The organism is Micromonospora sp. IBHARD004, from assembly GCF_052814115.1.
In genome coordinates this window covers 3,596,603-3,609,464 of sequence record NZ_CP199934.1, presented here as the reverse complement: position 1 = coordinate 3,609,464, position 12,862 = coordinate 3,596,603, and the positions used below count along the sequence as shown (strand labels likewise).

Genomic DNA, 12,862 nt, shown 5'->3' with positions numbered 1-12,862 from the left:
GCATGTGGGTCGTGGCCACCGCCGGACACGTCGACCACGGCAAGTCCACCCTGGTCCGGGCGCTCACCGGGATGGAGCCCGACCGCTGGGCCGAGGAGCGCCGCCGGGGGATGACCATCGACCTCGGCTTCGCCTGGACCACGCTGCCCTCCGGCGGCACCGTCGCCCTCGTCGACGTGCCCGGGCACGAGCGGTTCGTGCCGAACATGCTCGCCGGGGTCGGGCCGGCGCCGGCCGCGCTGATCGTGGTCGCCGCGGACGAGGGCTGGATGCCGCAGTCCGCCGAGCACCTGGCCGCCCTGCACGCGCTCGGGGTGTCGTACGGCCTGCTGGCGGTGACCCGCGCGGACCTCGCCGACCCGGGGCCGGCGCTGGCGCAGGCCCGGGCGGAGCTCGCGGCCACCTCCCTGGGTGCGGTGGAGGCGGTCGCGGTCAGCGGCGCGACCGGCGCCGGGCTGCCCGAGCTGCGGGCCGCCCTGGACCGGCTCGCCGCCCGGCTGCCCGCCCCGGCGCTCGACGCCCCGGTCCGGCTCTGGGTGGACCGCTCGTTCACGATCAGGGGCAGCGGCACGGTGGTCACCGGCACCCTGGGCGGCGGCCGGCTGCACGTCGGCGACCAACTCGAGCTCGCCGCCACCGGCGAACCGGTCCGGGTCCGCGGCCTGCACTCGCTGAACGCCGCGCACCAGCGGGTGGACGCGGTGGCCCGGGTGGCGGTGAACCTGCGCGGGGTGTCCCGGGACCGGGTCGCCCGCGGCGACGCGCTGCTCAGCCCCGGCCGCTTCCGGCTGACCGACCTGCTGGACGTGCGACTCGCCGGCGACCCGGCCGCCGACCTGCCGGCCACCCTCACCCTGCACGTCGGCTCGGCCGCGGTGGCCGCCCGGGTCCGGCCGCTAGGCCCCGACACGGTACGGCTGCGACTGGCCCGCCCGCTGCCGCTGCTGATCGGCGACCGGGCGCTGCTGCGCGACCCGGGCCGGCACCACGTCGCCGGCGGGGTGACCGTCCTGGACGTGGCCCCGCCGCCGCTGCGCCGCCGCGGCGCGGCGACCGCCCGCGCGGTGGCGCTGGCCGGGCTGGACGGCCGGCCCGACCTCGCCGGGGAGCTGCGCCGCCGGGCCCTGGTCCGGGGCGGCGAGCTGACCCGGATGGGCGTGCCGGTCACCGTCGTGCCGGTGGCCGGGGACTGGCTGGCCGACCCGGAGCACTGGCGCCGCCTCGGCGTCCGGCTCACCGAGGAGGTCACCCGGTACGCGAGGGAGCATCCCCTCGAACCCGGGGTGCCGGTGGAGGTGCTGCGCCAGCGCCTCGCCCTGCCCGACCGGGCGCTGGTGGAGGCGCTGCTGCGGCCGCCGCTGCGGCTGCGCGCCGGCCGGGTCACCGCGGCGGCGGTCGACGCGCTGCCGGAGCCGGTGGCCCGGGCCGTCGACCGGGTCCGCGCCGAGTACGGCGACCGCCCCTTCCAGGCCCCCGAGGCGCACCGCCTCGGCGACCTGGGGCTCGGTCCCCGGGAGATCGGCGCGGCGGTGCGGGCCGGCGCCCTGCTCAAGCTCGCCGACAACGTGGTGCTGCTCCCGGGCGCGCTCGACGACGCGGTACGGGTCCTCGCGCGCCTGCCGCAGCCGTTCACCCTCAGCGCCGCCCGGCAGGCCCTGGAGACCACCCGCCGGGTCGCCGTGCCGCTGCTGGAGCTGCTCGACCGGCGGGGCGCCACCCGCCGGCTGCCCGACGACGCCCGTGAGGTGGTCGCCCCGCCGGGTTGACCGGCGCGGACGAAGGCGACCCGCCCGGCCGGCGCGGTCGCCTACCGTGACGCCATGGACCCATCGGCGATCTGGCGGGACAAGCAGCACCGGTGGCGCATCGAGGCGTACCGGGCGCCGGACCTGCGCTTCGCCATCTTCGCCACCAACGGCACCACCGAGTCGGCGCCGCTGTGGCTGTTCGGGATGGCCGCGCTGGCCCGGTGGCTGATGACCCACGCCATCTCCCTGGACGACCTGGAGAACGACTGACCGGGTGCCCGGCGGGCGTGCGGTGGAGCGGGAGGGGGTGTGATGGCCGGTCAGCTCGCCCTGGTGGCCGTCCTGGTCCTGGTGAACGCGGCGCTCTCCGGCAGCGAGATGGCGCTGGTGACGCTCCGCGAGGGGCAGCTGCGGCGGCTGGGCCGCGCCGGTCGTAGCGGCGGGCGGCTGGTCCGCCTGGCCCGGGAGCCGAACCGCTACCTGGCCACCATCCAGCTCGGCATCACCCTGGCCGGCTTCCTCGCCTCGGCGGCGGCCGCGGTGTCGCTGGCCGAGCCGCTGGTCGGGCCGCTGGCCTTCCTCGGCCGGGCTGCCCGCCCGGTCGCGGTGGTGCTGGTGACGGTGGTGCTGACCTTCGTCACCCTCGTCGTGGGCGAGCTCGCGCCGAAGCGGTTGGCGATGCAGTGGGCGGAGCGCTGGGCGCTGCTCAGCGCCGCCCCGCTGGACCTGCTGGGCCGGCTGTCCCGGCCGGCGGTGTGGCTGCTCAGCCGCAGCACCGACCTGCTGGTCCGGCTCGCCGGTGGGGACCCGCGGGCCAGCCGCGAGGAGGTGACCGAGGAGGAGTTGCGCGAGATGCTGGTCAGCCAGCGGGGTCTGTCCGCGCAGCAGCGGGAGATCCTGTCCGGGGCGTTCGACATCGCCGGCCGGACGCTGCGGGAGATCCTGGTCCCGCGCCGGGACGTGACGGTCGTGCCGGCGTCGGCGCCGGCCCCGGAGGCGATGCGGCGACTGGCGGCCGCCGGCCGGTCCCGGGCCCCTGTGGTGGGGCCGGGCGGCCTGGACGACGTGTGCGGCGTACTGCACATCCGCGACCTGGTCGATGCCGGTGACGCCACCGCCGGCGAGCGGGCCCGGCCGCCGTTGCTGCTGCCCGGGACTCTTCCCGTCGCCGACGCGATGCGCCAGTTCCGCCAGCGTCACGAGCAGATCGCCCTGGTGGTCGACGAGCACGGCGGGGTCGACGGCCTGGTGACCATGGAGGACCTGCTCGAGGAGGTGGTCGGCGAGCTGTACGACGAGACCGACCGGGACGTGCGCGGGGTGGTCCGGGAGCCGGACGGCGCGCTGCTGCTCTCCGGCGACTTCCCGCTGCACGACCTGCCGGACGTCGGGGTGCGGCTGACCTTCCCGCTGTCCCGGGACTACACCACGGTCGCCGGCCTGGTGCTGGCCCGGTTGGGGCGGGTGCCCGACGGGCCGGGGGAGACGGTGCGCCTGCCCGGGCTCACCGTCACGGTGGTCGAGGTGGCCGACCGGGCGGTCCGCCGGGTGCGGCTGCGCGGTCCGGCCGCCGGCTGCCGGCCGGACTGACCCGGACGGGGGAATCAGCCGGAAAAGCCGCAGAACCCAGGCGGACCGGCCGTACCGTCCGGAATGTGAAGGACCGAGGCATGCGGACGTTCGTCGCCGTGCTCGCCGGGCTCGCGGTGATCTATTTCGGCGCCACCGGGCACCGGAGCAGCGGCGAGGAGGGCGGCGGGATCTCCGGCGGGGTGGTGCTGCTCGCCCTCGGCGCGGCGCTGCTGGCGTGGCACCTCACCAAGCCGCCGGCGGGGCCCGTCAAGTGAGCCTCAGCGGGCCGTCGCGCTCCGGCTGACCTCGCCCGCCGACTCCTCGCCCAGCGCGACCCGCACCAGCGCCGAGGCGAGCCGCCCGAAGTCCGCGTCGCCGACCAGGCCGGCCAGCCCGCCCGGGTTCGCCGGCAGCCCCAGCCGCTTCGCGCCGGCCAGGGCCCGCCGGTCGGCGTACGGGCGCACGTCCGGCCAGACCGTCTGCGCCTCGCGTAGGAAGATGTCCGCCCCGATGGGGCCGATGCCCGGGAACTCGGTGAGCAGCCGGCGCAGCACCGGCCGGTCGCCATCGGCCTCCCGGTGCATCCGGCGCAGGTCCCCGTGCCAGCGGTCCAGACAGAGTCGGGCGCCGGTGCCCAGCATGGTGGCGGTCCGTTCGTCGTAGCGGCGGTAGTGCCCGCGGCCGAGCGCGTCGACCCGGTCCTGCCAGCTCGCCGCCTCCATCGCCTGCGGGGTCCGGTAGCCGGCCGCGAAGAGCTCCCGCGCGGCGGCGAGGGCCACCCCGGCCCGGATCCGGGTGCTCAGCAGCGTGGTGAGCACCAGCAGCTGGTACAGCGGCCCGGGGCGGTCGGCCAGCCGGATCCCCGCCTCCTCGGCGTACGTCCGGCCCTGCCGGTCCAGCAGCACCCGCGCCACGTTCCGATCGTCCCGCATCCCGAGTGTGTACCCGTCCCGCGTCGGCCCAGACCTTCGGCCGTGCCCGGGACCCGGAATGCGCCCGACCGCGACGGGTAACCCGCACAGGTGCGCGGCCTACGCCGTGTGCGTCCACCGGAAGGAGCAACCCGTGACGAACGTGCAGCAACCCGAGATGCGCCGCAACGGGCACAACCCGACCGTCCAGGACAGCAAGGAGCCCGGCCCCGCCGGCGCACCGCGCAACCGCGGGACGTCCCAGGGAGACCGGGGACGACCGACGCCGAAGGGCCAGGTCTCGCCGTACGGTCCGGCCGGTACGCCGGTGGCCGACGACGAGAGCGACGCCCGGGGCTAACGCCCGCGCCGCGATGGCGGCCGCAGCCGCTTCCAGGTGGCTGCGGCCGCCATTCCGTACGCCAGGTGCGGAATGGCGTCGGCCACCCAGTCGGTGCGCCGCCAGGTCCGGGGGTCGCTAAGCCTCAACGCGGTGATCGAGCTGTCCGTGGTGGCCATCACGCCCCCGCCGAGCAGGCCCGCCGCCACCGGCAGCGGGATCCGCCGACGGGCCAGGAGCAGCCCGAAGGCCGCCCCGGCCGCGATTCCCGTGGCGTACCCGAGCAGGGGCCCGAGGCCCGAGCGGCGGTTGGCCGCCCGGTCCTCGGGCCCGAGGTCGACGTGTGCCACGCTGGCCAGCCGGCGCGCCGTCTCCTCCGGGATGCTGCTCGCCGGGCGCGCCCGGGCCACGATGTCGAGGTAGCTGACGACGTTCAACGCGACGCTGCCCACCGCACCGGCGATGGCGCCGTCGACCAGTTCCCTCGGGTTCACTTCGGATCGCCGGGTTCGCGTTCGCCCTTGGGGCCGAACGTCCGTTCCCCCCGTACGACGCCCCGCTGGCCGCGGTCGTCCTGCAGGATCCGGTTGGCGACCTGGTTCGCCTCCTGGTCCGCCGCCCGCCCGGACTGCTCGATCAGATCGCGCAGCCGTGCCCGTTCCTTGTCGTACGCGCTGCTGCCCGGCCGTGGTCCTGGCATCGCTGCCTCCTCCTGTAGGCGTGCCCGGGTCGTCTACCCGGCGCCGTCGGGGTCATTCGTGCCCGCGACGCTCAGGCGGGGGCGCGGACCACGGCGACCGGACACGCGGCGTGATGCAGCGCGCCGTGGCTGACCGATCCGAGGATCAGCCCGGTCAGCTCGCCCCGGCCCTGACTGCCGACCACCAGCAGCTGGGCGTCGCCGCTGGCCTCGGTGAGCGCGGCGACCGGCCGGGCCTCCACCACCGCGCGGGTGACCGGCACCTCCGGGTACCGCTCGGTGAGCCCGGTGACGGACTCGGCGAGCACCCGCTCCTCCTCGCCGCGCAGCTGGTGCTCCTCGTAGACCAGGGGCTGCATGTCGCCCGGGCCGCCGGAGACCGGATGGGTGTAGGCGTGCACCGCGTGCAGCCGGGTGCCGCGCACCGCCGCCTCCTCCGCGGCGAACTCGACCGCGGCCCGGGACAGCGCCGAGCCGTCCACCCCGACCACCACCGGCCCGCCCGCGTGCTCCTCGCCCCGGGCCACCAGCACCGGGCAGTCCGCGTAGGCGGCGACCTGGATCGCCACCGAGCCCACCACCAGCGCGGCGAAGCCGCCCAGGCCCCGATCGCCGAGCACGATCATCGTGGCGGTGGGGGACTCGCCGACCAGCACGGCGGAGGCCTCGCCGTCGATGATCTCCCCGGACACCCGCAGCCCCGGCGCCGCCGCCTCCGCCTCGGCCACCGCCGCGGCGACCAGCTCCTGCGCCTGGTGCCGCAGGCCGCCGCCGGGCGGCCCCTCGGCGGGCGGATTCACCGGTACGCGCAGCAGCGGCCAGATGAAGCCGTGCACCACCCGCAGCGGGCGGTGCCGGCGGGCCGCCTCGGCCGCGGCGAGGCGGACGGCCCGCAGCGACGGCTCCGAGCCGTCCACGCCGACCACCACCGCCGCGCCGTTCGCCGAGTTCACCGCTGCACCTCCTGGCCGCCGGACGCCCGCGGCCAGTATCGCGGCCGGCGACCGGTCCACGGGGCGATACCGCCGGAGCCGGCCCCTGGGTACGCTGTCGACCATCGCCCGAGGAAGGGAGCCTCGTCGATGGTCGAGCCCGACCAGCCGAGCACCGCTCGCATGATCGACTTCTGGCTCGGCGGCGAGCACCACTTCCCGGTGGACGTGGCCGCGGCCCGCGCGTTCGAGGAGGCGTACCGTCCCGGCGCGCTGATCTTCCGGTCCCTGCGCGAGTTCCTCGGCCGGGCCGTCCGGTCGATCGCCGACGCGGGGGTGGACAGCTTCCTGGTCTTCGGGGCCGGCGTGCCGACCCGGGGCAACGTGCACGAGGTCGTCCCCGAGGCGACCGTCCTCTACACCGACGTCGACCCGGTGACCATCCGGCTCGGCCAGCGCATCCTCGCCGGCAGCGACCGCGCCGGCTACGGCTTCGGCGACGCCACCGACATCGGCACGATCGACCCGGCCCAGCTGCACCGGTTCGTCCCGGGCTGGGGGAGGAGGCCGGTCGGGGTGGTCTTCCTCGGGTTGGCCGCGCTCCTGGACGACGAGACGCTCTCCCGGACCCTGGACGAGCTCTACGTGGCGGTCGCGCCGGGCAGCTTCCTCGCCGTCGACTTCGACGGGGAGGAGCTGGCGGCGTATCCGCAGGCCCTGGCGCTGCTGGGGCCGGCGTTCCGGATGCGCCCGCCCGCCGCGTTCGGCCCGCTGCTGGGCCGCTGGGAGCCGACCGCCGACGGCGTCGTGCCGGTCGCCCGGTGGCGGCCGGACGGCGAGCCGGCCGCGGTGCCGGACGCCTTCTACGGCGCGGTGGCGACGAAGCCGGCCGCCTGACGGTCCCTCTCTTCCCCGCCTCGACCGGGGTCCCGCCAAGGGGGCGGGCCGCCGGGCGGGGCGCTGCGGTGCGCCGGTCGGAACCGGGCGTCCGGCACGTCCGCGGACCTCCGTATGATGCTTGCCCCAGAGCAATAATCGTCCCGGAGGATGCACATGCCGGATGTGGCCGGACAGGTGTCGCGTGCCCTGCGCCTGGCCCCGCCCGACCAGTTGGCCGAGGCCGCCGACCGGGCGATCCGCGCGGCGCTGGAGGCGTCGCGCAGCGAGGTGTTCATCGCCGACTACCGGTTCAGCGGGCTCTGGCCGGTGCTCGACCCGGAGCTGCCGGACGCCGGCTTCCTCGCCTGCCACGGCGTGGCCCAGCGCTGCTTCAGCAGCCAGCAGCCGGTGCTGGACGCCGGCGAGAACGGCCGGTGCCGGGTCTACCTGCCGCTGTCGGTCTGGGGCGAGCGGCTCGGGGTGCTGCTGGTCGAGCTGACCGGGCAGCCGGACCCGGCGACGGTGCGGGTGGCCCAGGACATCGCGGGCGAGCTGGCGGTGGCGCTGCGCGCGGCCGACCGGGAGACCGACCGCTACCGCCGGGCCCGGCGCCGGGAACGGCTGAGCATGGCCGCCGAGATGCAGTGGGACCTGCTGCCCGGGCGCAGCGTCGCGCACGGCGCGTTCCTGCTGGCCGGGCAGCTCGAACCGGCGTACACGGTCGGCGGTGACCACTTCGACTGGTCGATCGACGGCGACCGGCTCACCGTCACCGTGCTCAACGGCACCGGCAACGGTCTGGCGGCCTCGCTGCTCACCGCGGTCACCGTGAACGCGATGCGCAACGCCCGCCGGTCCGGCGGGAGCCTGGTCGAGCAGGCCGAGCTGGCCTCGGACACCATCTTCTACCAGCACCGCGGCAGCCGGCACGTGGCGACGCTCCTCTTGGAGCTGGACACCAGGCGCGGCGTGGTCAAGGCGGTGGACGCCGGCTCGCCGCACGTGCTGCGGCTGCGCGGGGGCACGGTCACCCCGATCGCCCTGGAGCAGCAGCTGCCGCTGGGCATGTTCGCCGAGACCCGGTACGACGTGCAGGAGTTCGCGGTGGAGCCGGGGGACCGGCTCTTCGTGGTCAGCGACGGCGTGTACGCCGCCGAGCCGGCTGGCCAGGAGCCTTACGGGGAAAGGGCCATGGCGCGGTCGATGCGGGCGACTCGGCTGCAGCCGGCGACGGAGGCAGTTGGTACGGTGATGCGCGAACTGCACGCGTACCACGTCGACGCGGACCTCCGTGACGATGCGGTCGTCGTCTGCCTGGACTGGCGCGGTTCCGGCCGTGCGGGCGACGGGTGCGAGCGGTAACCGGACCGGCGGAGCGAACACGAGCGGGACGATCGCAGGGGACAGCGGGTGGAGCGACCTCCGAATCTTGCCGCGGCCATCGATGCGGCTGCTGAGGCGCTCGTCGGCGTGCTCGATTCGGCGACCTCCCGGCACAACGTCGGCGTCTCGCCGACCCAGCTGCGGGTGCTCTCGCTGATCATGGCGCACCCGGAGACCAACGTGAACCGGCTGGCCGAGCTGCTGGACGTGGTGCCGTCATCGGCGAGCCGGCTCTGTGACCGGCTGGAGGCGGTCGGTCTGGTCCGTCGGGTGGCGGACCCCCGCGACCGGCGCGAGGTCCGGTTGATCCCGACCGCGGCGGCCGAAACGCTGCTGCGGGAGCTGAAGGACCGCCGGCACCAGGCCGTGCAGGCCGTCCTCGACCGGATGCCCAACCGGGTGCAGCACGAGCTGCTGCTAGCCCTCGCCGCGTTCAGCCAGGCCGCGGCGACGGTGGCCGTGCCGCAGACCGGCACCGATTCCACCTCCACCGCCCGCACCGCCTGACCGCTCCGGCCGGGCCGACCAGGAGTTCCACCTGCCCCCCGGCCGCTCAACTAGTGTCCTAGGATGCCTTACGGGTTGTGCGGGGCCCCACCGGAACCGAAACCTGAGCGGCGACGCGAGCTGGGCCCCGGGGCAACGGCAGCGGGCCCGATATAGTGGCAGCGCAACTCACCGGCCCACGATCAATCCGATCGTGGGCCGCATCGGGGGAGGTCCCAGCCCGGGATCGCAGAGGGCGCGGCGCTGACCGGCCGGCAACGCGCACGTTCCTCCGCAGCGGCCGACCACGGTCGGCCGCCGGATCGTGCTGCGAAGGGAGGGTTCGGTGTCGCGTCGCCCGGCTCGCGCGGAGCGTTCGGCTTCCGGCGGTACGGCGGGCGTGGGGGACCGCGTCCTCACCCTGCCGAACGTGATCAGTTTCGTGCGCCTGGTCGGCGTACCGCTCTTCCTCTACCTCTTCCTGGTCGTCCGCGCGGACGTGGCGGCGATCGTGGTGCTCGCCATCGGCGGCACCAGCGACTGGGTCGACGGCTGGATCGCCCGCCGCCTGCACCAGGTCAGCCGGCTGGGGGAGCTGCTCGACCCGCTCGCCGACCGGCTCTACATCCTGGCCACGCTGCTGGCGTTCACCGCGCGGGAGGTGGTGCCGTGGCAGTTCACCGGGGCACTGCTCGCCCGCGAGCTGCTCCTGCTCGGCTCGCTGGCCGTGCTGCGCCGGTACGGCTACGGGCCACCACCGGTGCACTACGTGGGCAAGACCGCCACCTTCCTGCTGCTGGCCGCGTTCCCGATCCTGCTGCTCGCCGCGGCGGCGCCGGGCGCGGCGACCGCCGCCGGCGCGATCGGTTGGGGGCTGGCCTGGTGGGGGCTGGTGCTCTACTGGGTGGCCGGCGCGATGTACGTGGTGCAGGCCAGCCGCCTGGTCCGGGCGATGCGCGCCCGCTCCGGGGGTGCGCCGGCATGAGTTCGACCCCCCGCGACGGCCGGGACCCCTCGGCCCGGGTGTACGCGCCGGACTTCCTCACCGACCTGTTCCGCAACCCCCTCGATCCCGGGTACGGGGATGCGGCGGCGCGCCGTCGGGAGGTCCCGCCGTCCCGCCTGCGCCGGTTGGCGGCCCGCCCGGTGACCGTGGTGGTCGTGGTGGCGATCGGGTTCCTCTTCTCCGTGGCCTACCGGGAGACGATGGCGGAGGAGCCGGGCCGGGCGAAGGCCCGCGCCGGGCTGATCGCCGAGATCAAGCAGCGGGAGAGCGAAACCGACCGGTTGACCGCGCGCGCGGACCAGTTGCGCGAGGAGGTGAGCCGGCAGCGGGACGCGGCGCTGAGTGGCTCGCAGGCGTCCCGGTTGCGCAACCTGGAGGCCGGCACCGGTCTGGCCCGGGTGCGGGGTGACGGTGTGGTGGTGCGGCTGGCCGACGCGGCCGAGGACAAGGACGCGGTGACGGGCGCGGACGCGGGTCCGTCCCGGGTGTTGTACTCCGACCTGCAGAAGGTGGCCAACGCGTTGTGGGCGGCGGGCGCGGAGGCGGTCGCGGTCAACGGTCAGCGGTTGACGGCGACGTCGACGATCCGGTCGGCGGGGGAGGCGATCCTCGTCGACTACCGGCCGGTGACGGGCCCGTACGAGGTGGCGGCGATCGGTCCGGGTTCGATGCGGGACCGGTTCGACGACAGCCGGGCGGCGAGCCTGATGCGGGAGGTCGCGCGGAGCACGGGCCTGTCGTTCGGGGTGAAGGAGGCCGAGGACCTCACCCTGCCGGCCGCGCCGCAGCCACGGCTACGCTACGCCGAGCCCTCGGTCAGTCCGAGCCCGTCGCCGTCGGGCTCGGACGTTGCGGGTTCGACCAGTCCCGGGCCGACCGGCTCGGGAACCTCTCCCAGCCCCTCCGGAGGTGGCCGATGATCGCGGTGCTGGCGTTGCTCGCCGGTGTGGTCCTCGGGGTGTACCTCGACCCCACCGTGCCCGCTGCGTTGCAGCCGTATCTGCCGATCGCCGTGGTGGCCGCGCTCGACGCGGTGTTCGGCGGGGTCCGGGCGAAGCTCGACCGGATCTTCGACGACAAGCAGTTCGTGGTGTCGTTCATCTCGAACGTGCTGGTGGCGGGTCTGATCGTGTACCTGGGCGACCAGCTGGGGGTGGGCGGTCAGCTCTCCACCGGCGTGGTGGTCGTGCTCGGGGTGCGCATCTTCGGAAACGTGGCGGCGATCCGTCGCCACCTGTTCCGGGCGTAGGTTTATGGCGATGAGCGACGAGCACAGGGAGACCGGGACCGGTTGGCCGGCGGGTGAGCCGAGCCGGCCGGAGGGGCCGGCGGGTGCGCCGGATCCGCGGCCGGACGCGCCGGATCCCGACGAGCTGAGTCCGCTGGCGCCGGACGAGCCGGCGGAGCGCGAGCCGGACGAGCCGGCGGAGCGCGAGCCGGACGAGCCGGCGGAGCGCGAGCCGGAACAGTCGGCGGAGCCGGCAGAGCGCGAGCCGGCGGAGCGGGAGGCCGAGGCCGAGCCGGAGGCGTCCGCGCCCGCCGCGGGATCGGTGGCGGCGGGATCGGTGCGGCGGCGGTTGACGTCGGCGGGGGCGATGATCGCCGTGTTGCTGGCGTTGCTGGGGTTCACCCTGGTGGTGCAGTTGAAGACGACCTCGGCTGATCCGACCCTGGCGGCGACCCGGGAGGAGGACCTGGTCCGGATCTCGTCGGACCTGGATTCCCGGGAGCGGCGGCTGCGGCAGGAGATCGAGGCGTTGGAGGAGAGCCAGCGGCAGCTGCGCTCGGGTGAGCAGGGTCGGCAGGCGGCGCTGGAGGAGGCGACGCGGCGGGCCGACGAGCTGGGCATCCTGGCGGGTACGTTGCCGGCGGTGGGGCCGGGGCTGTCGGTGCGCTTCGTGGGCAGCGACAAGGCGATCTCGTCGACGCGGATCCTGGACGCGGTGGAGGAGTTGCGGGGCGCGGGCGCGGAGGCGATGCAGATCGCCGGTGCGGACGGGACGGCGGTGCGGATCATCGCGTCGACGTATTTCGTGGACGCGGAGGGCGGCGGCCTGGTGGTGGACGGGCGGCGGTTGAGTGCCCCGTACACGATCCTGGTGATCGGTGATCCGGCGACGATGCGTACGGCGTTGAACATTCCCGGCGGGGTGGTCGCATCGGTCTACGATGCCGGCGGTAGCGTGACCCCCGTGGATCGTGAGGTTGTGGAGGTTTCGCAGCTGCACGCGCCGATCAAGCTGGATCACGCCCGTCCGGTCGCCTGACCGGGCGCGGCCTGCACCGGTTCCCCCCGGTGCACCGATGGATGAAGGACGCAGCTGGTGATTCCTGAGGATCTGCGGTACACCGCCGAGCACGAGTGGGTGGTTGGTGCGGACGGCGGCGCCGTCCGGGTCGGCATCACGCACTTCGCGCAGGACGCCCTGGGTGACATCGTGTTCGTCCAGTTGCCGGACGAGGGTGCGGTGGTGGCGGCGGGTGAGCCGCTTGGTGAGATCGAGTCGACGAAGAGCGTGTCGGAGATCTACGCGCCGATCAGCGGTACGGTGGCGGCCCGTAACGAGGCGCTCGGCGACACCCCTGAGGCGATCAACACTGACCCGTACGGTGCGGGGTGGTTGTTGGAGATCACTCCGGATGATCCGGCGGCGGTCGAGGGTCTGCTGACCGCTGACGCGTACCGCGAGCTCACTGAGAGCTGAGTGTGTGCCGGGCGGCGGGGCTTGTCTCCGCGCGTCCGGGTTGCCCTGCATTTCGGCGCTGGCTAGGCTCGCCCAGTCGACCGAGAACCCAATAGTTGAGCGTTTGTGGAGTGCGCCTTCCCGGGCACGGGGAGCCAGCCGCCGGGTGTGACTGCCCGGCGGCCAGACCCACCATTACCCGACGCCGACCGAACAGATCC

Annotated in this window: 17 protein-coding genes; 13 read left to right on the top strand and 4 right to left on the bottom strand. The window is 75.2% G+C overall.

What is annotated here, in order from left to right; translation table 11 throughout:
* Nucleotides 1-2 precede the first annotated feature (2 nt).
* The 4 genes from selB (at nucleotide 3) to ACTWO6_RS17650 (ending at nucleotide 3,595) form a co-directional block, all read left to right on the top strand.
* On the top strand, nucleotides 3-1,766 hold the full coding sequence (gene selB, locus ACTWO6_RS17665; RefSeq protein WP_446214927.1) for a selenocysteine-specific translation elongation factor: 1,764 nt from the start codon (nucleotides 3-5) through the stop codon (nucleotides 1,764-1,766).
* 54 nt (nucleotides 1,767-1,820) lie between these two features.
* Nucleotides 1,821-2,018, top strand: a complete 198-nt coding sequence (locus ACTWO6_RS17660) for a hypothetical protein (RefSeq protein WP_446214926.1) — start codon at nucleotides 1,821-1,823, stop codon at nucleotides 2,016-2,018.
* Between the two features lie 42 nt (nucleotides 2,019-2,060).
* Complete coding sequence (locus ACTWO6_RS17655) at nucleotides 2,061-3,338, top strand: hemolysin family protein (protein ID WP_446214925.1); 1,278 nt, start codon at nucleotides 2,061-2,063, stop codon at nucleotides 3,336-3,338.
* An 80-nt stretch (nucleotides 3,339-3,418) separates the two neighbouring features.
* The gene (locus ACTWO6_RS17650; protein ID WP_446214924.1) at nucleotides 3,419-3,595 is read left to right on the top strand and encodes a hypothetical protein; all 177 of its coding nucleotides are present in this window, start codon (nucleotides 3,419-3,421) and stop codon (nucleotides 3,593-3,595) included.
* A 3-nt stretch (nucleotides 3,596-3,598) separates the two neighbouring features.
* On the opposite strand, the gene ACTWO6_RS17645 is transcribed toward ACTWO6_RS17650, so the two are convergent.
* Complete coding sequence (locus ACTWO6_RS17645) at nucleotides 3,599-4,252, bottom strand: hypothetical protein (protein WP_446214923.1); 654 nt, start codon at nucleotides 4,250-4,252, stop codon at nucleotides 3,599-3,601.
* A gap of 133 nt (nucleotides 4,253-4,385) precedes the next feature.
* Between ACTWO6_RS17645 and ACTWO6_RS17640 the strand changes: the two genes are divergently transcribed.
* Nucleotides 4,386-4,592 carry a hypothetical protein gene (locus ACTWO6_RS17640; RefSeq protein WP_446214922.1) on the top strand — a complete coding sequence of 69 codons (207 nt, stop codon included), beginning with the start codon at nucleotides 4,386-4,388 and terminating at the stop codon, nucleotides 4,590-4,592.
* Here the strand turns inward: ACTWO6_RS17640 and ACTWO6_RS17635 are convergent.
* The 3 genes from ACTWO6_RS17635 to ACTWO6_RS17625 form a co-directional block, all read right to left on the bottom strand.
* Nucleotides 4,589-5,065, bottom strand: coding sequence for a hypothetical protein (locus ACTWO6_RS17635; protein ID WP_446214921.1), 477 nt, complete (start codon nucleotides 5,063-5,065; stop codon nucleotides 4,589-4,591). The two genes, ACTWO6_RS17640 and ACTWO6_RS17635, sit on opposite strands and share 4 nt — an antisense overlap.
* A complete protein-coding gene (locus tag ACTWO6_RS17630) occupies nucleotides 5,062-5,271 on the bottom strand; it encodes a phosphatidylethanolamine-binding protein (protein WP_446214920.1) in 210 nt (69 codons plus the stop codon). Before ACTWO6_RS17630 ends, ACTWO6_RS17635 begins: the two co-directional genes overlap by 4 nt.
* A gap of 71 nt (nucleotides 5,272-5,342) precedes the next feature.
* Nucleotides 5,343-6,224 carry a universal stress protein gene (locus tag ACTWO6_RS17625; RefSeq protein WP_446214919.1) on the bottom strand — a complete coding sequence of 294 codons (882 nt, stop codon included), beginning with the start codon at nucleotides 6,222-6,224 and terminating at the stop codon, nucleotides 5,343-5,345.
* Between the two features lie 129 nt (nucleotides 6,225-6,353).
* Between ACTWO6_RS17625 and ACTWO6_RS17620 the strand changes: the two genes are divergently transcribed.
* The 8 genes from ACTWO6_RS17620 to gcvH all read left to right on the top strand — a co-directional run bounded on the left by ACTWO6_RS17620 (nucleotide 6,354) and on the right by gcvH (nucleotide 12,662).
* A complete protein-coding gene (locus tag ACTWO6_RS17620) occupies nucleotides 6,354-7,100 on the top strand; it encodes an SAM-dependent methyltransferase (protein WP_446214918.1) in 747 nt (248 codons plus the stop codon).
* 156 nt (nucleotides 7,101-7,256) lie between these two features.
* Nucleotides 7,257-8,444 (top strand): PP2C family protein-serine/threonine phosphatase, encoded by a 1,188-nt coding sequence (locus ACTWO6_RS17615; protein WP_446214917.1) that lies wholly within the window; start codon nucleotides 7,257-7,259, stop codon nucleotides 8,442-8,444.
* A gap of 48 nt (nucleotides 8,445-8,492) precedes the next feature.
* A complete protein-coding gene (locus tag ACTWO6_RS17610; protein ID WP_446214916.1) occupies nucleotides 8,493-8,972 on the top strand; it encodes a MarR family winged helix-turn-helix transcriptional regulator in 480 nt (159 codons plus the stop codon).
* 325 nt (nucleotides 8,973-9,297) lie between these two features.
* Nucleotides 9,298-9,936 carry a CDP-alcohol phosphatidyltransferase family protein gene (locus ACTWO6_RS17605; protein ID WP_446214915.1) on the top strand — a complete coding sequence of 213 codons (639 nt, stop codon included), beginning with the start codon at nucleotides 9,298-9,300 and terminating at the stop codon, nucleotides 9,934-9,936.
* Nucleotides 9,933-10,877, top strand: coding sequence for a DUF881 domain-containing protein (locus tag ACTWO6_RS17600; RefSeq protein WP_446214914.1), 945 nt, complete (start codon nucleotides 9,933-9,935; stop codon nucleotides 10,875-10,877). The genes ACTWO6_RS17605 and ACTWO6_RS17600 overlap by 4 nt, the downstream gene beginning before the upstream one ends.
* Nucleotides 10,874-11,206: a small basic family protein gene (locus tag ACTWO6_RS17595; RefSeq protein WP_007071104.1), complete on the top strand. Its 333-nt coding sequence runs from the start codon at nucleotides 10,874-10,876 to the stop codon at nucleotides 11,204-11,206. The genes ACTWO6_RS17600 and ACTWO6_RS17595 overlap by 4 nt, the downstream gene beginning before the upstream one ends.
* Nucleotides 11,207-11,216: 10 nt before the next feature.
* Complete coding sequence (locus ACTWO6_RS17590; protein WP_446214913.1) at nucleotides 11,217-12,224, top strand: DUF881 domain-containing protein; 1,008 nt, start codon at nucleotides 11,217-11,219, stop codon at nucleotides 12,222-12,224.
* A gap of 57 nt (nucleotides 12,225-12,281) precedes the next feature.
* A complete protein-coding gene (gene gcvH / locus ACTWO6_RS17585; protein ID WP_446214912.1) occupies nucleotides 12,282-12,662 on the top strand; it encodes a glycine cleavage system protein GcvH in 381 nt (126 codons plus the stop codon).
* The last annotated feature ends 200 nt before the right edge of the window (nucleotides 12,663-12,862 follow it).